Annotated in this window: 22 protein-coding genes and 1 pseudogene; 11 read left to right on the top strand and 12 right to left on the bottom strand. The window is 64.6% G+C overall.

Annotated elements, in window-relative coordinates:
- Positions 1-25 precede the first annotated feature (25 nt).
- Entirely contained in the window at positions 26-763 is a 738-nt protein-coding gene (locus CKO40_RS13515) for a PEP-CTERM sorting domain-containing protein (RefSeq protein WP_200346752.1), read from the bottom strand.
- Between the two features lie 957 nt (positions 764-1,720).
- On the opposite strand from CKO40_RS13515, the gene CKO40_RS13510 reads away from it, so the two are divergent.
- Complete coding sequence (locus CKO40_RS13510) at positions 1,721-2,509, top strand: Lcl domain-containing protein (RefSeq protein ID WP_200346751.1); 789 nt, start codon at positions 1,721-1,723, stop codon at positions 2,507-2,509.
- Between the two features lie 324 nt (positions 2,510-2,833).
- Here the strand turns inward: CKO40_RS13510 and CKO40_RS13505 are convergent, their stop codons facing one another.
- The 3 genes and pseudogenes from CKO40_RS13505 to CKO40_RS13495 all read right to left on the bottom strand — a co-directional run.
- A complete protein-coding gene (locus CKO40_RS13505; protein ID WP_200346750.1) occupies positions 2,834-3,184 on the bottom strand; it encodes a helix-turn-helix domain-containing transcriptional regulator in 351 nt (116 codons plus the stop codon).
- A 4-nt stretch (positions 3,185-3,188) separates the two neighbouring features.
- Positions 3,189-3,515 carry a type II toxin-antitoxin system RelE/ParE family toxin gene (locus tag CKO40_RS13500; protein WP_200346749.1) on the bottom strand — a complete coding sequence of 109 codons (327 nt, stop codon included), beginning with the start codon at positions 3,513-3,515 and terminating at the stop codon, positions 3,189-3,191.
- A gap of 80 nt (positions 3,516-3,595) precedes the next feature.
- Positions 3,596-3,832, bottom strand: a pseudogene (locus CKO40_RS13495) (hypothetical protein); the annotation flags it as partial.
- A gap of 49 nt (positions 3,833-3,881) precedes the next feature.
- Between CKO40_RS13495 and CKO40_RS25605 the strand changes: the two are divergent.
- Complete coding sequence (locus tag CKO40_RS25605; protein WP_476702802.1) at positions 3,882-4,100, top strand: toxin-antitoxin system TumE family protein; 219 nt, start codon at positions 3,882-3,884, stop codon at positions 4,098-4,100.
- Here the strand turns inward: CKO40_RS25605 and CKO40_RS13490 are convergent.
- On the bottom strand, positions 4,040-4,288 hold the full coding sequence (locus CKO40_RS13490; protein WP_200346748.1) for a DUF433 domain-containing protein: 249 nt from the start codon (positions 4,286-4,288) through the stop codon (positions 4,040-4,042). The two genes, CKO40_RS25605 and CKO40_RS13490, sit on opposite strands and share 61 nt — an antisense overlap.
- A 48-nt stretch (positions 4,289-4,336) precedes the next feature.
- On the opposite strand from CKO40_RS13490, the gene CKO40_RS13485 reads away from it, so the two are divergent.
- Positions 4,337-4,891, top strand: coding sequence for a hypothetical protein (locus CKO40_RS13485; RefSeq protein ID WP_200346747.1), 555 nt, complete (start codon positions 4,337-4,339; stop codon positions 4,889-4,891).
- A gap of 104 nt (positions 4,892-4,995) precedes the next feature.
- Here CKO40_RS13485 and CKO40_RS13475 read toward each other — a convergent pair whose 3' ends face one another.
- Both CKO40_RS13475 and CKO40_RS13470 read right to left on the bottom strand, forming a co-directional pair.
- A complete protein-coding gene (locus tag CKO40_RS13475) occupies positions 4,996-6,891 on the bottom strand; it encodes a serine hydrolase domain-containing protein (protein ID WP_200346745.1) in 1,896 nt (631 codons plus the stop codon).
- A gap of 278 nt (positions 6,892-7,169) precedes the next feature.
- Positions 7,170-7,733, bottom strand: a complete 564-nt coding sequence (locus tag CKO40_RS13470) for a carboxymuconolactone decarboxylase family protein (protein WP_200346744.1) — start codon at positions 7,731-7,733, stop codon at positions 7,170-7,172.
- Positions 7,734-8,031: 298 nt separating this feature from the next.
- Between CKO40_RS13470 and CKO40_RS13465 the strand changes: the two genes are divergently transcribed.
- Both CKO40_RS13465 and CKO40_RS13460 read left to right on the top strand, forming a co-directional pair.
- A complete protein-coding gene (locus CKO40_RS13465; RefSeq protein ID WP_200346743.1) occupies positions 8,032-8,301 on the top strand; it encodes an HvfA family oxazolone/thioamide-modified RiPP metallophore in 270 nt (89 codons plus the stop codon).
- 185 nt (positions 8,302-8,486) lie between these two features.
- On the top strand, positions 8,487-8,669 hold the full coding sequence (locus CKO40_RS13460; protein ID WP_200346742.1) for a type II toxin-antitoxin system VapC family toxin: 183 nt from the start codon (positions 8,487-8,489) through the stop codon (positions 8,667-8,669).
- 118 nt (positions 8,670-8,787) lie between these two features.
- Here the strand turns inward: CKO40_RS13460 and CKO40_RS13455 are convergent, their stop codons facing one another.
- Positions 8,788-9,756, bottom strand: a complete 969-nt coding sequence (locus CKO40_RS13455) for an alpha/beta fold hydrolase (protein WP_200346741.1) — start codon at positions 9,754-9,756, stop codon at positions 8,788-8,790.
- Positions 9,757-9,830: 74 nt separating this feature from the next.
- Positions 9,831-10,568, bottom strand: a complete 738-nt coding sequence (locus CKO40_RS13450) for a hypothetical protein (protein ID WP_200346740.1) — start codon at positions 10,566-10,568, stop codon at positions 9,831-9,833.
- Positions 10,569-10,757: 189 nt separating this feature from the next.
- Here CKO40_RS13450 and CKO40_RS13445 point away from each other — a divergent pair, with 189 nt between their 5' ends.
- Entirely contained in the window at positions 10,758-11,366 is a 609-nt protein-coding gene (locus CKO40_RS13445) for a TetR/AcrR family transcriptional regulator (protein ID WP_200346739.1), read from the top strand.
- A 173-nt stretch (positions 11,367-11,539) separates the two neighbouring features.
- Here CKO40_RS13445 and CKO40_RS13440 read toward each other — a convergent pair whose 3' ends face one another.
- Complete coding sequence (locus CKO40_RS13440; RefSeq protein WP_200346738.1) at positions 11,540-12,985, bottom strand: aldehyde dehydrogenase family protein; 1,446 nt, start codon at positions 12,983-12,985, stop codon at positions 11,540-11,542.
- A 258-nt stretch (positions 12,986-13,243) separates the two neighbouring features.
- Here CKO40_RS13440 and CKO40_RS13435 point away from each other — a divergent pair, with 258 nt between their 5' ends.
- Genes CKO40_RS13435 through CKO40_RS13415 form a run of 5 tightly spaced genes read left to right on the top strand, consistent with a single transcriptional unit; the run spans position 13,244 to position 16,556 of the window.
- Positions 13,244-13,534, top strand: a complete 291-nt coding sequence (locus tag CKO40_RS13435) for a BufA1 family periplasmic bufferin-type metallophore (RefSeq protein WP_200346737.1) — start codon at positions 13,244-13,246, stop codon at positions 13,532-13,534.
- Positions 13,535-13,550: 16 nt separating this feature from the next.
- Positions 13,551-14,489 (top strand): MNIO family bufferin maturase, encoded by a 939-nt coding sequence (bufB, locus tag CKO40_RS13430; RefSeq protein WP_200346736.1) that lies wholly within the window; start codon positions 13,551-13,553, stop codon positions 14,487-14,489.
- The gene (locus tag CKO40_RS13425) at positions 14,483-15,373 is read left to right on the top strand and encodes an HvfC/BufC N-terminal domain-containing protein (RefSeq protein ID WP_200346735.1); all 891 of its coding nucleotides are present in this window, start codon (positions 14,483-14,485) and stop codon (positions 15,371-15,373) included. The genes bufB and CKO40_RS13425 overlap by 7 nt, the downstream gene beginning before the upstream one ends.
- Positions 15,374-15,378: 5 nt before the next feature.
- Positions 15,379-15,888 (top strand): RNA polymerase sigma factor, encoded by a 510-nt coding sequence (locus tag CKO40_RS13420; protein ID WP_200346734.1) that lies wholly within the window; start codon positions 15,379-15,381, stop codon positions 15,886-15,888.
- On the top strand, positions 15,885-16,556 hold the full coding sequence (locus CKO40_RS13415; RefSeq protein ID WP_200346733.1) for a hypothetical protein: 672 nt from the start codon (positions 15,885-15,887) through the stop codon (positions 16,554-16,556). Before CKO40_RS13420 ends, CKO40_RS13415 begins: the two co-directional genes overlap by 4 nt.
- Positions 16,557-16,565: 9 nt before the next feature.
- Here CKO40_RS13415 and CKO40_RS13410 read toward each other — a convergent pair whose 3' ends face one another.
- Together CKO40_RS13410 and CKO40_RS13405 are read right to left on the bottom strand one after the other, a co-directional pair.
- The gene (locus CKO40_RS13410; protein WP_242477028.1) at positions 16,566-18,245 is read right to left on the bottom strand and encodes an FMN-binding glutamate synthase family protein; all 1,680 of its coding nucleotides are present in this window, start codon (positions 18,243-18,245) and stop codon (positions 16,566-16,568) included.
- A 15-nt stretch (positions 18,246-18,260) separates the two neighbouring features.
- Positions 18,261-19,895 (bottom strand): acetolactate synthase large subunit, encoded by a 1,635-nt coding sequence (locus CKO40_RS13405; RefSeq protein WP_200346732.1) that lies wholly within the window; start codon positions 19,893-19,895, stop codon positions 18,261-18,263.
- Positions 19,896-19,973: the final 78 nt, after the last annotated feature.

Below are 19,973 nucleotides of genomic sequence, written 5' to 3'. Positions count from 1 at the left end.
TGGGACAGCTGATGCTGAACCGCGTTCAGCGGTGGCTCCAGCGCCGCCGCGCCCGCAGGGCCAGGCCGGCAAGGCCAAGGCCGAGCAGCGCCAGCGAGGTCGGTTCGGGGACGGCGTTGGTGGTACCGGCGTCGTCAAGCTCGAAGTAAAACTCACTAAAAGAGGACTGCACCCATGAACCGCTCAAATCCGACTTAAACGCATAGTTACCTGGGCGTGTGGCAGTGACCCACCAGAAGTCGTCGTCGCCATCGTTGGTCGTGTCGGCCAGCGGCGAGAACCAATAGGTTGTATTCGCGGTCAGTGCCGTCGGTATCGTGGCGGCGGTGAATTCAAAAACATCAAAGGCAATGCCTGAGGTGAGGTCGATGCCCGTATCCACGCCCGTGACGCTGACGGCGGTGTTCGCGAGGACCCTGCCCGGCTCGCCGCCATTGTCGTCGTAGAAGGTCAAATCGAAATCCAGCGGGAAGATGGGCGTATTCGTGCCCGTAAAGAGCCCGCGCCAGGTCACGCTGCCAATCGTCGCGTCCGAGGCGAGTTCAAATTCATCGGCACTGCGGCCGCCATTGAGGTTGGCGTCCCGATCCGCAAGAAACCACCCACTGACGTTCGGCGTCTGCGAGAAGATCGGCGCGGCCTGGGCTGAGGAAATCCCGAACGCCAGGGTTGTTGACAGCGTCGCCGTCAGCGCGAGGCCGAGTGGCTGTGCCAGGGAACGCGTGACGAATCGCTGAGATCGCGCGGGAATGGTTGATTGCATGGCGTTGTCTCCGATTGGCAAGTGACCGGCCAAGCGGCCGGTAGAGGTGAAGCAGGTGGTCGACTGGCTCTCAACGCGTCCGACTAGATTCCGCGCCAGAGGGGCGACTGACCCGGGCCTAACCCGGGGGCGATCAGACCGTCAGGCGGTAGGGCCACCGCACCGGCCGACGCCGCGGCACCCGCAGACGAAGGACTGCCAGAACGCGCAGCGGCACGGTGGCGGGCTGGGGGACAGCGTCGGCCGCGGTATTGGCGGCCTAGCGGATTGGTGCCAAGGTCGTTAGATGCCCACACGAAGCCGAGTGATCTCGTCGGATCAACTGGAACTGCGCAGCCCCAGGCAACCCGTATGCCATTAACGCTAGAAGCCTGTTTTCTAAACACAAACAAGCCGGTGGTGCATTACACGGATTGATGATTGTCAAATATGCTGACGGGTCGCTCGCAAACGCTGCTGCGCCGGAAGGCGCCGAGGGCGATGTCATCGAGCCGAACGATCCCAATGCGCTACTTGCAGGGCGCGGCGTTTCAGGCCTGGGCGGTTCGCCCCGGACCAGTCGACGTCGCCGCCGTGGATGCGCAGCTGGCTGACCGATAGCGCGGGCGCAAACGCGCGGCTGTCAGAATACTTGACAGTAAAACTCGGTGAAATCCTGCCATGACTCCCGGCCTTTGGCTTGGGTGAAAACGATAATGCATTGAAAGTGGAATGAATCTGTTTTCATTCCACAGCGCGCGAACACCCAATCGGTGCCATCCTCGTTGTCAGGAAACTAAACAACCCATTGCCCGTTCCGCGCGGATGCGCGCCGTTCGAACCCCTCAGTCGAGGAGAGAGGGCGTATTGCCAGCGAGAAAACAGGGGGGCTTGATTCTTGCCTAGGTGCCCTCGTGCCGTCGGCGCCAGCGGGATCTGCTCCAAGTCGCTCGGGGGCGCGTTTCGTGATGTGACACATTGGGTTTAAGTGAAATCCGCAAAGGAGCTTTCTCCGTGATGATGTTTCAACGTACGCGATCGGTCTTGAGCGCCTGCGGCGTGGCGCTTTTGACGCTGGCCAGTAGCAGCCAGGCCGGCTGGATTCAAGACACCACCTACAGCGATCTCTGGGTCGGCGACGGCGCCCACAGCGGGCTGGTCTACGATGCCGCCCAGGAGCTGACCTGGCTGCAGGATGCCAACTATGCCAAGACCAGTGGTCATGACGCCGACGGGTTCATGAGCTGGGACGACTCGGTCACCTGGGCGGACCAGTTGATCTTTGGCGGCTGGGACGATTGGCGGCTGTGGAGCGTGACCGACCTTGGTAATGATGGCTGTAATTACGATGTCGACGGCACCGACTGCGGCTACAACATCGACACCGCGACCAGCGAGCTGGGGCATTTGTGGTATGAGACGCTGGGTAACATTGCTTGGAGAGACACAAGTGGAAACCCAGGCCAGCCCGGCTGGGGCCTCACCAACACCGGGCCGTTCCAGAACTTTGAACGTGACCTGTATTGGTCCGGCACGGAGTACGCGCCGGGTCCGGGCTCCGCGTGGTCGTTCAACACCGACTCGGGCGACCAGTACTTCGACAGTAAGATCTTCCGGCTCTACGCCTGGGCGGTTCGCCCTGGACAAGTCGACGTCGCCGCCGTGGATGCGCAGCCGGTGCCCACGCCGGCGACGTTGTGGCTCGTGGGCGCGGGACTCTTGGGCCTGAGCCTGAGGCGCCGCCGGAGGCTTCGGCGCTTCGTTTGATTCGGTCCTTTTTCGGGGTGCAGGGGGAGTCCCCTGCTCGCTCGCGGTCGGTGCGGAGGGTGGCGCTGGGTAATCGCTTGCTGAGATACACGCTCTCGGCCATGGCGGGAGCCAGGATGACGTTAGCGCTTTCTGCGAGGTTGCGCATCGGGCGTTCGCGCTGAGAGTCGGCTAAATTTCTCCTTAACGGCCGCGAGCAGGGATTTTTGGAGGCGGATATTGATCCAGGCCGCCTTCATCTCGAACGCGAAGCGCATGGGCGAGAACCCGGAAAGAGCGTTCTATGTTGAGTGCCTCCTTCAGGCGCTATCCTGCGCTCACAAGTCAACCTGTGTTAAGGCCTTTGGCTGGGGGTTGGTGCCCATGCAGTGTGATGTCAAAGCGCAGACCTTCCCGCTCTTTCAGGTGCGCCACCACGGCGAACAGGTTGTTGGCGCGCGGATTGCCCTCGGTGCTGAGCATGCGCATCAGGCTTTTCGGGCTCTTGTGCAGACGCTCACCAAGCTCCTCGAAGCCCAGGGTGGCGTTGATATAGTCGCGCAGCAAGACCTTTCCGGTCTCGAGATCCGCATTCACGAATGCTTCAAGGGCCTCTTCGAGCAAGGCAACGCGAAATGCCGGGTCCTGCGCGGCACGCGCCTTGACCGTTTCTTTGAAACTGCGTGTCAGTGCCATGGCCTTATCCTCCTTTCTTACGCCGCTTGTAAGCGCTCCAGTACGCCTTCGCTTCGGCGATATCCTGTTGCTGACGCTTCTTGGTTCCGCCGATGAGCAGGATGACGAGCCGTCGACCATCCTGACCGAAGTAGAGCCGATAGCCGGGACCAAAGTCGATCCGCCGCTCCGCGACCCCTTCGCCGACCGGTTTGACATTGCCTGGATTGCCCGCCTCGATCCGCGCGATGGCTGTCGTCACCTTCGCGGCGGCGCGTGCATCCAGGTCCGCGAACCACTCGGCAAACGGACAACGACCATCCTCTGTCTCGTACTGGACAACCTCGATCATATCTAAAGGTAACGCATGTGTTACCAAAAGGCAAACTTAAGCTCCGTGCGGTCGGCGGCGCTGGCGATGCGCTTGGAGGTCTCGATCGTCTCGCCCTCGTTGTGCAGGAAGTAGACCTGCCCGCCGCGGTTGATCTCGCGCTGGCAGGCCTCGCGGATCAGGGCGTCGTTCCAGGTCGAGACGAAGGTCTTGATCAGATGGCGCTCGACCGGCGGGGTCGCGATGATGGACAGATCGCGCATCCCGGCCATCGCCATGTTGAGCGTGCGCGGGATCGGCGTCGCGGTGAGCGTGAGCACGTCGACCTCGGCGCGCAGGCGGCCTTCATCCAGGACATCAGGCCAGATCATCGGCTAAGCTTCAGCCATGGCAGCCGCCTTACTCGCCCATGCGAAAGAGATTCGTGATGATGGCTTCATCGTAGAGATGGTCGTTTGGGAGCTGCCGGAACCGCTCCCGCCCTGCAGGCATCGCTACAAATACCGTCTGTTTTTTGGAACGGGCGACAGATGTTGGGTACGGATTCATGCGGTATCGACCATCAGCGGCTCAACACGCTCGTGCTCGATCAGTCGATGGGCGTAGGCGAGACAGGCCAGCACGTCCTCGCGCTCTAGCCATGGATACCCTTCTAGCAGGGTGTCGATGTCGTCGCCCGCCGCCAGCATGCCGAGCACATGCTCAACGGCCAACCGATGACCGCGAATAATGGGTTTGCCGCCGAAAATGGCGGGGTTGATGGTGATGCGTTTCAGGATCTGTTCTTCTTGCATGGTCGTTTCCTCACAGGATGGCGCTGATCGATGCGGATGAGATCGCGGATGTCATTGTTCTTCGTACTGTACATCTCTTGGCTGCCACGCACTTCTGCGACGCTACAAGCGCTTGCAGCGTCGCAGAAGGAGACTGATCTGCAAATCAAAGAGACGAGCCGCGAGATTGCCGAGCTCAAGAAGCTGTTCACCAGCGAATGGGGCAAGCTGATGGAGTCGCACGTCGAAGGTGACCTGGTCAATCTGCTGAACACACGCGGCATCGCCATCACCGACACCACCACGCGGCTGAAAGGCAAGCGCGCTGACGGCGGCAATTTCGAGTTCGACATCCTCGCTCACAATGGCCTGGAGCTCGTCGTCGTTGAGGTGAAGACCACCCTGCACCCGGATGATGTCAAGACCTTCCTCAGCAAGCTCGATCACTTCAAACAATGGCTGCCGCGGTATGCCAACAATCGCATTTACGGCGCCATGGCCTGGCGGAGCGCTGACGCCGGGGCGGAGGCGATGCTGGCCAACCGCGGCCTGTTCAGCATCCGCGCAACCGGTGATTCAGCCGCGATTCAGAACGACTCGGCCTTCGCACCGCGCGCCTGGTAGCGGCCGCCGAGGCGCTTGGCTCCGGTCGCGATCGCCTACTGTCCGCTGTGCGGCTCGGGAATCGCCTTCCGGGCCGAGCACGCAGGCCCGGAGCTCGAGATTGACTAAGGGCCGGTGCCGAAGGTCTCCAACGGCTCGAGCAGCTCATCAGCCTGCGCGAGATCGGAACGGCCAACCGGCTCGGCCAGATACCCCGACCAGCGCAGCCGCGTCTGGCCCTCGTGATCAACCATCTGCACCGAATCCCCGCGCGTACGCCCCAGTCCGAGCAGGATCGCCCGCTCGTCATTCACCGCCCGCAGTGGCACCTGAATCCGATCCGGCGAGAGCACCGGCATCCGATAGCTGAGGCAGAGCTTCCCGTCGGTGAGCTTGAGCTTCAGGTCGGTCACCGGGAAGCCGGGGTCTGGATTGAGGATGCGCCAGGGGCCGAGACGCGCGCGCCAGGCGCGTGGAACCGGCTCCTGCGGCACCTTCTCGCCGATGATGCGCTCACCCTGCGGGGTGTCGGCGATCATCACCTCGCGGCCTTCGATGCGGCGTGTTTGCAGGCGCATCTCGCGGAGTCGGCGCAGGCTTGCGCTGCCGAGGCTGTCGGACTCAGAGGCATCGCCGCGTTGCTCGGAGGGCGCGGCGCCGACCCAGCCCTGCGGATAGGGCATCAGGTCGAGCTGCTCGCCGGTCATGCAGGCGCAAAGACTGTCTTGCTCCGGCCGGATCGCGATCAAGCCAAGATCGGTCGCAAAATGCCCTTCTGCCGGGAGCCTCTCTGTTGGCTCCGCGGCAGCGGTCGGCGTTGGCGGTGTCTTCGCCGCCGCGACGAACAGATCGGAAGGCATCGGCTCGGGCTTCAGTTTCATCGCGTTGGCGAGGATCGCCTCGGCCAGCGGCCTGACCACGCGCTCGGCGTGACCGGCATTGGCCAGGACCACGACGCCCAGACCCTGCTCCGGCAACAGGACCCATTCGGCGGTGTAGCCAAGGCTGTTGCCGCTGTGGCGCACCACGCGCGTGGCGCCCGGGATGCTCTGCTCCTCGAGGAAGACCCCGAGCCCGACGCTCAGGCCCAGATCCAGCGCGATGTCCGCATTCTGGGGCTCGATCATCGCCTCGATCAGACTCGGCTCAATCACCTGCCTGCCCTCAAGCGCGCCGGCACAGAGCAGCGCGATGCTCAGGCGCGCCATGTCCGAGGCGCTGGTCTCCAAGCCCTGCGCCGGCAGGTCGCGCAGCGGCAGCGGCGCAAAGCGCTGGCCATGACGGTGGCCGATGGCAAAGGTGTCATCGCGCGTCGGCTGCGCGGCAAATCGCGTCTGCGACAACCCCAGCGGCTCGAACAGAGCCTGTTGGGCGTGCTCGGCGAAGGGCGTCTGCGTGACCACCTGCAGCAGATGACCGAGCAGGCTGTAGCCGAGGTTGGAGTAGTTGAAGATCAGGTTCGGCGGAAAGGCGGCGTATTCATCGCGCAAGCGCTCACGCACCTCGGTGAAGGGCTCATCCGACCAGAGGCCCTTGTTCAGATCGGACGGCAGCCCGGAGTGATGACTCAGGAGCTGGCGGACGGTGATCGGCTGCGCGGTCTGGTCGAAACGGGCCTGGAGGCGAAAGCCCGGCAGCACCGAGCCGATCGGCTGGTCGATGTCGATGGTCCCTCGGGCCTGCTGGGCCAGGACCAGAAGCGCGGTGATCGGTTTTGCCAACGACCCGGCGCGGTAGCGGGTCTGGGCCCGGGCCGGGCGTTGCTGCTCGGGGTCGGCGAGGCCGAAGCCCTCGAGCCAGAGGGTGCGGTCGTGGCGCACCAGCGCCAGACTCAGACCGGGGATCTGGTAGTCGGATTGCGCGGCCCGGATCAGTGGGGTCAGGGCCTCACGCAATGGTGCCATCTCATCGACGATGATGGCCCCAGGCTCGGCCTGCACTGGCGCAGGTGCAGGCTCTGGCGCAGATTCAGGCTGGGGCTCGGCCGCAGCCATCGTACTCAGGGCCAGGAGCAGTAACAAGGCGCGTCGTCCCAGTTGCGTCATGTCGCGGTTGTCTCAATCGCAGCAGCAATGCCGGCAGTGTAGACAACGAAAACCACCCAATACAAAAAAAGACGCCGAGTCCAATCCTGGGCTCGGCGTTGCTTGCACCGACCTCAGCCGCCGGTCGGCTCATTCGGGAGACTGGTCTTAGAGGCCCTATCAAAACAGCCGCTTGACTCGCGCAACCTACTGATCTATCTGGCTAGAGTGGGCATTCTGATAGGGCTTCTTAGAAAGTGAAGCGCTCGATTCTTTCAACCCGCCTCACTCGCCCGCCAGGCGCGATGCTGAAACGAGGCGTCCAGCTCGGTGCCGGCAATGTGGTTGGTGTAGTTCGACAGGGTCTTCATGCCGACCCCGAGCACGACCTCCAACACCTGCTGCGCGTCGTAGCCGGCCTCCTGAAACGCGGCGACCTCTGACTCATCGACCCAGCCGCGCGCCTCGACCACCGCGGTGGTGAAGCGGCGCAGCGCCTCGAGTCGCGGGTCAGGCAAGGGTTGACCGGCCCGCAGCGCGTCGGTCACCTCCTGCGGGACCTTGGCCATGTCTGCGAGCACGCTGTGCGCACCCATACAGTAGCCACAGCGGTTCTCACGACTGACACTCAGTAGAACGATCTGCTGCTCCGCCGGCGAGAACGAGGTCTGCTCGAACAGCTCACCCAAGGCCAGGTAGCCCTTCAGGAGCGCTGGCGCGGTGGCCATCTTGCGCATCAGGTTGGGCAGCATGCCGAACTGGCGTTCGGCCTCGGTCAGCGCCGCCACGGCCTCCTGCGGTGCAGAGGTTGTATCGTGATAGGGAAAGCGCGATTGCATACTGTTCTCCAGGGCTCGGTTGGGATGCTCACTGACGGTCACCTACAGAGAACGGACCGGATCAGGCGCCCTATCGTTGCAGCCAGTCAACGGACTTCATCAAAGCGCCACCCTCAGCGATCGCGCGCCTCGGCGCAGGCCGAGCGCGGGATCAGCCCATCGTCATCAACAGCGGTTGAAAGATTCCACCGACCACCGCGGTCTTTAGCGAGTGAGAGCCACTGAACCAGTGCAAGCCGACCGCGGCTGCCGCCAGGGCTGTCAGCCTATCAACCTTATCGTCGTTCGGAGTCATTCCATGTCCAAGCAGATCATCACCCCCGCCGCCATGATGGCCGGCGCCACCCTCGCCGGCACCCTGAGCGTCGCCAATCTGGCCCAGGCCAGTGACAACCCCTTCGTCACCGAACAACTTGAGAGCGGCTATCTGCAGCTAGCCGAAGGCAGCTGTGGCGAGGGCAAATGCGGCGCCAAGGACGATGGCGAAGGCAAGTGCGGCGAGGGTAAGTGTGGCGCCAAGGATGACGGCGAAGGCAAGTGCGGCGAGGGCAAGTGCGGCAGCAGCTAAGGCGATTTCTGTCAAAGCTCATACCGCCTTGCTGGTCTTTTCGCTCGCCTTCTTCGTCGCGCCGCCGCTCACATAGCCCGGCTATGCTCCCGGCGACGCTCCTCGAAGGCAAACGAACATCCTGCGCAATTCGGTACGAGCTTTTCCGGCAATCGCCTTAGCGGGTCGCTAGCCGATGTAATTGGATGACGCGCGAAGATATCCATCGTGCTTGGGACGTCTTCAGGCAATTCTCGGACAAGGGCTGGAGCTTCACTGACTGCACCAGTCGCGTCGTCATGGAGCACGTTGGCCTCACGACAGCCTTTGCGTTCGATGACCATTTCCGGCAATTCGGCCTCGGTCCAGTCGTGCCGATGGACACCTGAGCAACGAACGCAACCGCCGGCAAGGGGCTAACGCTGTCAGGGTTAATCGACGGCTGCATGGTCGTATGGGTGATGCTGCCCTGATGGGAACAGACCCCGGCTGTTCCGTTCCCATCCATTATCCGCTCTCGTCTCGTTTGCTAAACGTCTTCTTGGACCAGTCGCGAATCGCGCCGACGATCGCCTCCGGGGCATCTTCCTGAATGAAGTGGCCCGCACCTTCCAGCAACACCGTTTCGTGATCAGGAAACAGGGACTCAAAGCGATCGCGCTCCGGTTTCTGGAAGGCGAAGTCCTTCTCTCCCCAGAGCAACAGCACGGGTCGGTCGGATAGACGCGGGAGGTTGCGGTAGACATCGCCTAGAAAATCGCTGGCGTTGCGCAGCTGGGCCGGAAAGATGTGGGTCGGCGAACGGCTGTCGGCACGCGAGAAGGGGCCGAGATACATGGCTAGCTCAGGGGCGCTGAGCTGACCGGCGACGCCGCGCGACATGAAGGCCCGCACCACGCCATTGCAGCACCAGGCGCTGAGCTGGCCGGGCCATCCCCCCATCACCATGCTGAAGACCTTGTGCCGCAACCGCTCCAGTGGCCAGGCCCAGGTATTGCCGATCACAAAGCCTTTGAAGCGCTCGGGCTGCTGCAGCGCGAGCTTGAAGCCGATCGGGCCACCCCAGTCCTGCATTAGGATCAAGGCATCCTGGAGATCGAGCCTCTCGACCAGCTGACCAACCGCCTGTGCATGTTCTGCAGGGGTAAAGCCATAGCCGCTGCTCGCCGTCGAGAGGCCGAATCCAGGGTAGTCAGGCACGACCAGTCGGAACTCGTCCTTCAGTCCATGGATGAGCTGACGGTAGAGGAAGGACCAGGTCGGGTTGCCATGCAAGAGCAGCAACGTCGGACCTTGACCCTCGTCGAGGTAGTGGAGACGACTGCCGTCCGGCAAGTCCATGAACTGCGATTGGAACGGATAGCGCGCTCGGTCAAGCACGAACCCATCCGGGGTCGGGTCGGTCAGGGACAGCCAGACGACAGCGCTTGCGATTCCGAGGGCGAGCAGACTCAGCACGAAGACGATGGCATTCATGGCGAGCACTTGAACCACATCGAATGGGACGACACCGAATGGGACGATTTCGAATGGTTTGAAATCGAATCGACCTAAGCCGAGGGATCAACGGTTGGCGTGCCTCTGGTCGCTGCCTGTTCCCGGCGCCCAGGCGCATCGCTTGCGGCTCCAAGGGTGGTCAACCGTTGCAGCGAGACGAGATGCAGCAGCAGGAAGATCGGCACCACGTAGAGCGGAATCAGATCGAATGCGATGTCCGGCGAGTGATCACGCAACACGATCAAGACACCCAGCGTAAGCACCACGACAAAGTCCAAGATCCCAACCAGATTGCCTCCAATGATGGCCCGACGCTCGCGATCCGCATCGAGCCGGTCCGATCCGGTTCTCAGATGCCTGAGGGCGAGGAAGGCGCCGATGCCTGCGGCGATATCGCCCAACCCGCCAAGGTATTGAAACCACAGAGGCAAGGCCGCGGTAAAGAAGAACATGACACCGAACACCGCCCGCATCTGCTGAAGGCGCAGGACATCCCTCGTCGAAATGGCGTCGACGACCTCTCGCAGGGGCCTCCAAGCGCACGCCATCAGAAAACCGATCGCCGTCAGGAGCACGACCGTCAGAAAGAAGGCCAACTGGGGCAGCCCAGTGGCACTGAAGAAACCATTCGCCAGCAGCAGATAGACGCCGGCGAGCCAGAGCATGCAAGTCGAGCCAATGACGGTCAAGAGCGGCGCCCTCGCCCCCGATGAGCGCAAGACGGCCAGGAGCATCAGGGTGAATAGGATCTCGAGGACGACGAGGGTCGCGGCGTAAACGGGTTCGTTCATGCGTTCCTCCGGTCAATGAGCGGGTTGCTTGCGGTCTTGGTGCGAGTCGGGCTCTCTGGGTGAGTACGGACCATGGCTTCAGCAGACTAAATGGTCTTCTGAATCGGAGGATAGAACAGACCAACTGGTTTGTCTATAGTGTGCGAGCCGCTTGATGAGACCACACACAAGGTCACCAGGAGTCCTTCGATGACGAGCAGAAACCCGCAACAGACCAGAGATAACCTGGTGCAGACGGCCTTTCAGGAGATTCATCGTCACGGGTTCCAGGGCATGCGGGTCGATGAGGTGTTGCGGCTATCCGGCCTGAGAAAGGGCGCGTTCTACCATCACTTCAGCAGCAAGACGGCGTTGGGCTACGCGGTGGTAGAGGAGCAGATCAGACCGCTGGTGCGCTCGATCTGGCTCGAGCCCCTTGCAGCGATGGACGACCCCGTTCGTGAGCTGCCCCGGATGCTGGACGCGCTGCCGGAGCGGATACCTCCGATGATGCGCGAGCACGGCTGCCCGCTAAATAACCTGGCCCAGGAGATGGTCGATCAAGACGACGGGTTTCGTCAGCGTCTCCTCGAGGTGCTCAACGAGTGGATCGATGCGCTGGAGGCGACGGTCGAGCGCGGCAAGATACAAGGATACCTGCGCGACGACATCGACAGCCGGGCCGTTGCTCGCTTCATCGTCGCCGCGCTGGAGGGCTGTATCGGCCTCGCCAAGGTTGACCGATCACCAGAGCAATGGAACGCCTGTCGGTCTCAGATTGCAGGCTATCTGGAGACACTGAGGCCGGTCGCAGGGTAGCGCTGTCGTTCTCTCACCAAGGATCGCGATCGGCCGAAATACGCACTGGGAGCATGCCGCGCCAAGGCGATGCTCACTCCGCAGCAGATGAGGTTCAGGGGCCGCTAACACCTGTGTCAATCATGCCGTGATAGCGCGTTGGAAAGGCTGATCCAGCGTGCTCGAACACAGCCTCAATCCGCCCGCCAAACCACCAACTTCTCGATGCGCATGTCCTCGAAGGTATAGGGCATGCCGCCGGTGCCCAGTCCCGATTGGCGTAGTCCGGCAAACGGCATCCAATCGGTGCGGAAGGCGGTGTGGTCGTTGATCATCACCGCCGAGGCTGCGAGCCGATCAGCAGCATTCCGTGCAAAAGCCAGCTCACGCGTGAACACCGCCGCCTGGAATGCAAACGGCAAGGCATTGGCCGCCGCGATCGCCGCATCGATCTCGGCGTAGGGATAGACGCAGATCACCGGCCCGAACAGCTCCTGTGTACTGACCTTGGCCGTGGCCGGCGGATCGAACAGCACCGTCGGCATATAGCAGGTTTGCGAGAGCGGCTCGCCCCCACAGAGCAAGGTCGCACCCTGACCGAGCGCCTCGCGCACCCATTGGTCCACGCGCTCGACCTCGGCCGGGCGGATCAACGGGCCGATGGCGGTCTCGGCCAGGATCGGATCATCGACCTGCATCCCGGCCGCTGCTTCGGCCAGCGCCTGCGCCAGACTCAGCGCCTGATCCTGATGCACGTAGACGCGCTGCACCGAGACGCAGACCTGGCCGGCATGATAGAGACCGCCCTTGGCCAGCAAGGGCGCGACCTGCTGCAGATCGACGCCCCGATCGACCAGCACCGGCGCCGCGCCGCCATGCTCGAGCGCGCAGCGGGCGCCGGGCGCAAGCCTGGAGCGCAGGTGCCAGCCGACCCGCGCACTGCCGATGAAGCTCAGGAAGGCCACCCGCGGATCGGTTGCCAGCGCCTCGGCGGTCGCCGGCGAATCCGTCACCAGCGCCTGCGCCCAGGCCGGCGGCAGGCCGGCCTCGCGCAGCAGATCGATGAACTGCAGGCACGACAGCGGTGTGTCCTCGGCCGGTTTGACGATCACCGGACAGCCGGCCGCGACCGCGGGCGCCACCTGATGCACGATCAGGTTCAGCGGATGGTTGAAGGCGCTGACCGCCACCACCGGACCGATCGGCTCATGGGTGCTGAAGGCCCAGCGCCCAGCACCGGCGGCGGTCGCCTGCATCGGCACCTCGCGCCCGCCGCTGTGGCGTGGCAGCTCCGCGCAGCAGCGCAGGCCGTCGACTGCCCGCTCGGCCTCGACCCGTGCATCGGTCAGCGGTTTGCCGCCCTCGCGGGCGATCAGCAGGGCCAGCTCGTCGATGCGCGTGGTCATCAGCTCGGCGGCCCGGCGCAGGATCGCCATGCGTTCAAAGTCGGGCAGCCAGCCGTCGCGCTGCCGGTAGCAGGCGTCGGCCACGGCGAGCGCTCGCTCGACGCCTTCAAGATCGACAGTGTCGACGGTCGCGATCGGGTGCAGATTGAACGGATTCAGCACCTCGAGCGACCCCGCGGCGCGCACCTCGGCGGCGATGCGATGGCGATGATGTGGATTCCGATCGTCGTTCATGTAGCAGTCTCCGTTGTTCGGCGAATGGCTCGGCAATGCCGAACAAGACCGGATGTTGGCAGATGGTTCATTCAACCATGGTCCTGACTGATTCGTCTGCGGGCTGGACTGATGCCGGCTGGACGAGCACCCGGGGATCGCCCCGGCAATCCCATCCTAGAATTGTGGTAATGCAATAGTCCAGGATCGAGAACCGTCTTGAAGGAGGACAGCGCGCGCCGCTGCCACTTGTTTCTTCAACATCAGAGGATCGCCTCCATGAACGACACCAAAACCTGTGTTGCCAATCATATTGCCGGCATCTTAGCCGCCGGCGCGCTGCTCGCCGCCGGCCAGGCGCAGGCGGTACCGGATGCCCCAACCGCCTGGGAGAAGTGTGCCGGCATCGCCAAGCAGGGCATGAACGATTGCGGCGCACTGGATGGCAAGCACGCCTGCGCCGGCCAGGCCAAGGCCGACGGTGAGCCCACCGAGTGGGTCTATGTGCCCGAGGGGACCTGCACCAAGATCGTCGGTGGCACCGTCGCTGCGACCAAGCCGGCGAAGTAAGCACCCCGTTCGCATCATGCAATACTCCGTGGTCGACGCCACCGACCGCGGCCATGCCCGCTCCGATGATCGGTCGATCGCCGGAGCGGGTATCGGCCTGCGTCATTGCCATCTCGAGCAGGTGCTGCGTGAGCGCCCGCCGGTGCCCTGGCTCGAGCTGCTCGCCGACAATCACCTGGCCGCGGGCGGTCTGGAGCATGCCGGGCTCGAGGCGATCAGCGTTCGCTATCCGCTGACCCTGCACTGCGTCGGCATGAACCTCGCCGGATGCGACCCCTTGGACCACAAGTACCTGCGGCAGATCATCCAGCTGCGCGAGCGCACCGGGGCAGCCTGGGTCTCCGATCACCTGTGCTTCACCGCGCACAACCGCCGCCACTACCACGAGCTGCTGCCCTTCCCGTACACCGAAGAAGCGCTGCGCCACGTCAGCGAGCGGGTGCTGGCGGTACAGGATCTGCTGCAAGCACCGCTGGTGGTAGAGAACGTCTCGGCCTACCTGCGCTTTGCCGATTCCAGCCTGAGTGAGGCGGAGTTCCTCGCCGCCCTGACCCATGCCACCGACTGCGAGCTGCTGCTCGATCTGAACAACCTCTACGTCAATCACGTCAACCACGGCGACGACGTCGACGCCTATCTGGCGGCGTTGCCGCTCGCGCGGGTGCGCGAGGTCCACCTCGCCGGCCATGCGGTGAAGCCGGGCTACCTACTCGACGCCCACAACGATCGGGTGAGCCCGCCGGTGTGGGCGCTGTTCCGACGCCTGGTGCAGGCGCTGCCCGAGGTCCCGGTGCTGATCGAATGGGACAACGACATCCCGGCCCTGCCAGTGTTGCTGGCCGAGGCCGAGCGCGCACGTACCGAGCGCGCCACGGCCTTGGCCGCTAGGACCTCGGCTGCAGGCGTGGCTGCTGACGGACGCACTCAAACCGCCGAGTCGGTCAGCCCATGCTGAGCCAGCGCCAGCGCCAGCGCCAGCGCCAGAGCCAGAGCCAGAGCCAGAGCCAGCGCCCAAGCCTCGCCGAGATCCAGCGGCGGCTGGCCGCTGCGATCGACGATCCCGCCGCGGCCGAGCACCTGGCGCCTTGGCTCGCTGCCAGCGCCCCGGGCCCGCAGCAGGCATCGCCCTCAGCGCTTGAGCGTGTGGCCATCTATCGCGACAGCAGCCGGCGCGCGCGAGAGCGAACGCTGGAGGCGATCTACCCCGTCTGCCGACAGATCCTCGGGCCGCGCTGCTTCGCCCGGCTGGCGGCGGACTACATCGACGCCTTTGCATCACGCCAAGGCAACCTGAACCGCTATGGCGCCGCCTTCGCGTATCATCTGGCCGCGGTGCAGAGCCACCAGCCCGCCTTGGCCACCCTGGCCTACCTGCCGGACTTGGCGCGCTTGGAATGGCACTGGCACGCGATCTACTACGCCGCCGACGCGCCGCCGCTGGACGCCGCGGCGCTGGCACAGCTGGCGCGGCCGGAACAGGCCGCGCGCGTGCGGTTGCGCCTGAGCAGCGCGCTGCGTCGATTGGCCTCTGCCTATCCGATCGCCGCGATCTGGCTGCGCCACCGCGAGGGCGCTGGCATCGTCCATATCGCCGCCGGCGACGGCGATCGCTTGGTGATCCATCGCCGTGACGGGCGCCCGCAGGTCACGCCCGTCACGCCGGCCGTCTTCAAGCTGCTGGCCGCACTGGGGCGTCCGTCGACACAGGCCGCAACGCTGCGCTCAACCTGGAGTCCAACGCTGGGCGAGCTCGCGGCCGCTGGCTATGATCTGACGCCGCTACCTGACTGCATCGCCGCTGGCTGGATCAGCGGTTGCACACTGGGCGAACCGGGCTGAGCGCGATGGCAGACGGCCCCTTCGATCGCGCGATGTTGAACCGCCTGTATCGCTATTGCCTAGCCTTGACCAAGCACGAGGCCGCCGCCTACGACCTGCTCCAGGACGGACTGGAGCGCTATCTGCGCTCGGCCCCGGCCGATCCGGACGACCCGATGGCGCTGCTGCGCCGTATCCTGCGCAATCGCTTCGTCGACGGGCTGCGCAATCGGGGTGAGCAGCTGCTCAGCGAGGCTGTGCCGCTCGAGCCCGAGTGTCTCGCGATCGGCTTCGGTTCCCTGGAGGACATCGCGATCACCACCCAGACCCTGGAGCAGATCTGGGACCGGCTCGGCCCCTTCGACCGCGAGCTGCTGCTGCTCTGGGCGCTCGAGGGGCGGACCGCGCGTGAGGTCGCCGAGCTGCAAGGCGTGCCGCACGGCACCGTGCTGGCCCGTATCCATCGGCTGCGGCGGCGGCTGTCGGCCCAGGCCGAGCAGGATGCCGATGCAATACCGGCGAGGGGCAACGGATGAGCAACCTACGCGAGGCGCTGCGTCAGCGTATCGAGCGCGACCGCCTGAGTGAGGAGCGCCTGGCGGCCTTGGAGGCCCTGCAAGCACGGGCCGAGCGAGCGGTGCCAGCCACCGCTCCTGGCCCTGCTTCGACTCAGCATCAGCCATGGCGCACCCGCCGATGGGCGCTGGCCGCGCTGCCGCTAGTCGTCGTGCTGCTGGTCGTTCTCTGGTGGTGGCAGTTCCCGCCTCCGGAGCAGTCCGAGGCCACGCGGCTGGCGCAGATCGCCGACGAGGTCGCAGGCCAGCATCTACACCTGAAGCCGCTCGAGGTGGAGGCTGGCGACCTGGATCAGGTGCGCCGCTATCTCAACCAGCTCGACTTTCGCCCGCTCGCGAGCGACGCGCCGGCGCTGGCCGATCTCAACCTGCAGGGCGGGCGATACTGTTCGATCCAGGGCGTCCCCGCCGCCCAACTGCGTCTTCGCCCCGACGCGAGCCAAGGCGAGGCGAGCGGTGAAGACGTCGGCGTGCAGACGCTGTATCAGGCCCGCTACGATCCCGAGCACCACGGCCCCCTGCCCGACCGCGACCGCGGCGAGGCACCGGTGCGGCTTCGCGCACGCGGGCTCACCGTGCTGCTGTGGGTCGAAGGCGGCGTGGTATTCGCGTTGGTGCGCGACGATTGAATCGACTATTCATTTCGTCGGCGCGTGCAGCGGCGGCGTAGACTTCCTCGCCGCAACCACAGGCTCAAGGGATGACTCGCGCGGTGGTTCAAGCGGACTGGGCCGCGACCTGTGCTCGGACGCGTGCACAACTTCGATCTGATCACGCGACCAGGTCTGCGGCCAGCTCAAGGCCGCGACGATCTGCCGCTCGGACTCCGGATAGAACTGATCGAGACCAATGGTCCGTCCATCGGCCTGCACCAGATGGGCATGGAAGCGCCGCAGCTCACGCGGGCTGCGCACGCCACAAGAGTGCGCGATGATGCCGACCTCTTGGGAGAGGTTCTGCACGTAGGCGGCGACGCGCACGGCCTTGGTCGGTGAATGCAGGCCACGCTGGAACTTGCGCTGATGGGTGGTGATGCCGGTCGGACAGGTATTCTTGTTGCACTGCAGCGCCTGGATGCAGCCGAGCGCGAACATGAACCCACGCGCCGAGGTGATGAAATCGGCACCGATACAGAGCGCCCAGGCGACATCGGCCGGGGTGATGAGCTTGCCGGAGGCGATCACCCGAATGCGCTCACGCAAGCCGTATTCGTTGAGCTTATCGACCAGCATCGGCAAGCTGACACGCAGCGGCAGGCCCATGTCGTCCATCAACGGCATCGGCGCCGCACCGGTGCCGCCATCGGCGGCATCCACGGTGATGAAGTCTGGCGCTGAGGCCACACCGCGCGCATGCACCATGCCCAGCAGCTCATCGAGCCAGCCATAGGCGCCGAGCACCACCTTGAAGCCGACCGGCTTGCCAGTGACCCGCCGCACCCGCTCGATCAGATCGAGCAGCTCGGCGGTCGTGCCGACATCGGGATGGCGATTCGGGCTGATGCTGTCGACCCCGACCGGGATGCCCCGGATCTCGGCGATCTCGGGGGTGATCTTGGCCGCCGGCAGGATGCCGCCCTTGCCGGGTTTGGCGCCCTGACTGAGCTTGATCTCGAACATCCGCACCTGCGGATGGGCGGCGACGGCCTGCAGGCGCTCATCGCTGAGGTTGCCGGCGGCGTCGCGCACCCCGTACTTCGCGGTGCCGATCTGAAACACCAGGTCGGCGCCACTCTCCAGATGGTAGGGTGAGAGCCCGCCCTCGCCGGTGTTGAGCCAGCAGCCAGCCTGGGCCGCGCCCTTGCCCAGCGCCTCGAGCGCCGGTTTGGAGATGGCCCCATAGCTCATGCCGGAGATGTGAAACAGCCCCGCAGTGGTATAGGGCTGCCGCGCAAAGGGGCCGATGGTGATCGGCTCCGATGGCACCGCATCCTCGCCCAGGGTCGGGAACGGGCAGTTGACGAAGATCACCTGCCCCGGCACCGTCAGGTTACGGGTCGAGCCGAAGGCCACTGTGTTGTCGATGCCCTTGGCCGCACGGTAGACCCAGTTGCGCTGCGCCCGGTTGAACGGCAGCTCCTCGCGGTCCATGGCAAAGAAGTACTGACGGAAGAACTCGCCGAGACGCTCGAACAGATAGCGAAAGCGGCCGATGACCGGATAGTTGCGGCGGATCGCCTGTGACTTCTGGGTGCTGTCGACCAGATAGGCGTAGACGGCCCAGAGGGCGACCAAGCCGATGACGAAGATGAACAGCGCCGACATCAGCTGCAAGGACGTCAGCAGGAAGTCTTGGGTGGAATCGAACATCGAGAGCATCGTCAGCACTCCTCTTCAGACCGGGCACTGCAGCGCGGCGAGGCGCTCGGTCAGTTGCATGTTTTGGGCGTAGTCGACCTGGCAGTCGACCACGGCGACGGTGCCGCAGTGCAGCGCCTCATCGAGCACCGGGATCAGCTGCTCAGCCGATTCGACCCGGTAGCCACGGGCACCGAAGCTCTCGGCGTACTGAACGAAGTCCGGGTTGTTGAAGCCGATCTGGGTCTCGCGGCCGAAGCGTTTGTCCTGGTGCCACTTGATCAAACCGTAAGCGCTGTCGTTCCAGATCAGCACCACGAACGCGAGCCCGAGGCGCAACGCGGTCTCGAGCTCCTGGGAGTTCATTAGGAAACCGGCATCGCCGGTGATGGTCAGCACACGCCGCTCGGGGTGGACCAGCGTTGCCGCCAGCGCCCCGGGCACACCGATGCCCATGGCGGCAAAGCCATTGGAGATGAGGCAGGTATTCGGCGCCTGTGCCTGCCACATGCGCGCGATCCACATCTTGTGCGCCCCCACATCGGAGATCAGGATGTCCTCGGGCGCCAAGACCTGCCGCAGGTCCCAGAGGATCTTCTGCGGCTTGAGCGGAAAGCCGTCGTCCTCGGCGTATTCACGGTTCTCTTGCTGGATCGCCTGATTGAGGCCCAACGCCCAGTTCTCCGGACGGCCCCTGAGGCGTCGGATCAGGCCGTGCAAGGCCGCATTGAGATCGCCGACGACGCCGACCGCGACCGGATAATGGGCATCGACCTCGGCCGGCTGCTGGCCGATGTGGATCACCGGCTGCTCCGGATTGCGGTGCCAGCGCTCGGGATGGTACTCGACCATGTCGTAGCCGACGCAGATCACCAGGTCGGCCCGCTCGAAGCCACAGGCGATCAGGTCGTTGCCCGAGAGCCCGGCGGTGCCGAGCGAGAGCGGATGCTCGCGCGCGATCACGCCCTTGGCCATGAAGGTCTTGGCCACTGGGATGTTCAAGGTCGCGGCGAAGGTATCCAAGGCCGCGGCGGCTTGCGCGCGGATGACGCCATTGCCGGCCAGCACCATCGGCCGCTCGGCCTGCGCGATCAGCGCCGCGGCCTCGGCGAGGCGATCCTCGGGCGGCCAGGGTGTGCGCGGATTCTGCACTCGCAGGGGCGCCAGCTCCGCGACCTCCGCGGCGGCGATGTTCTCGGGCAGCTCGATGAAGCTCGCCCCCGGCTTCTCCAGGGTCGCCTCCTTGAACGCCTTGCGCACCACCTCCGGGATCACCTCCGGCTCGCGCACCGAGGTCGCGTACTTGGAGATGGGCGCGAACAGATTGACCAGATCGACGATCTGATGGCTCTCCTTATGCAGCCGGTGCGTCGAGCCCTGCCCGGCAATCGCCACCACCGGCGCGCGGTCGAGATTGGCATCGGCGACACCGGTGATCAGGTTGGTCGCGCCAGGACCGAGCGTCCCGAGGCAGACCCCAGGTCGGCCGGTGAGGCGGCCATAGACATCGGCCATGAAGGCCGCGCCTTGCTCATGGCGGACGGTGATGAACTGGATCGGGCTGTCGATCAGCGCATCCATCAGGTCGAGGTTCTCCTCACCGGGGATGCCGAAGAGGTACTCGACATCTTCGTTCTCGAGACAGCGGACAAAGAGCTCGGCGGCATGCATAGGGTACTCCAATGATTGAATCGGTCGCCGTCCGAACAGCAGCTTGCATGCCAAGCTCTAAAGAGCTGTTTCAGCGAG

The organism is Halochromatium glycolicum, assembly GCF_016584085.1.
Classification (GTDB): domain Bacteria; phylum Pseudomonadota; class Gammaproteobacteria; order Chromatiales; family Chromatiaceae; genus Lamprobacter; species Lamprobacter glycolicus.
Note: the sequence above shows the minus strand (reverse complement) of the source record. Positions and strands in the feature narration are given on the sequence as shown.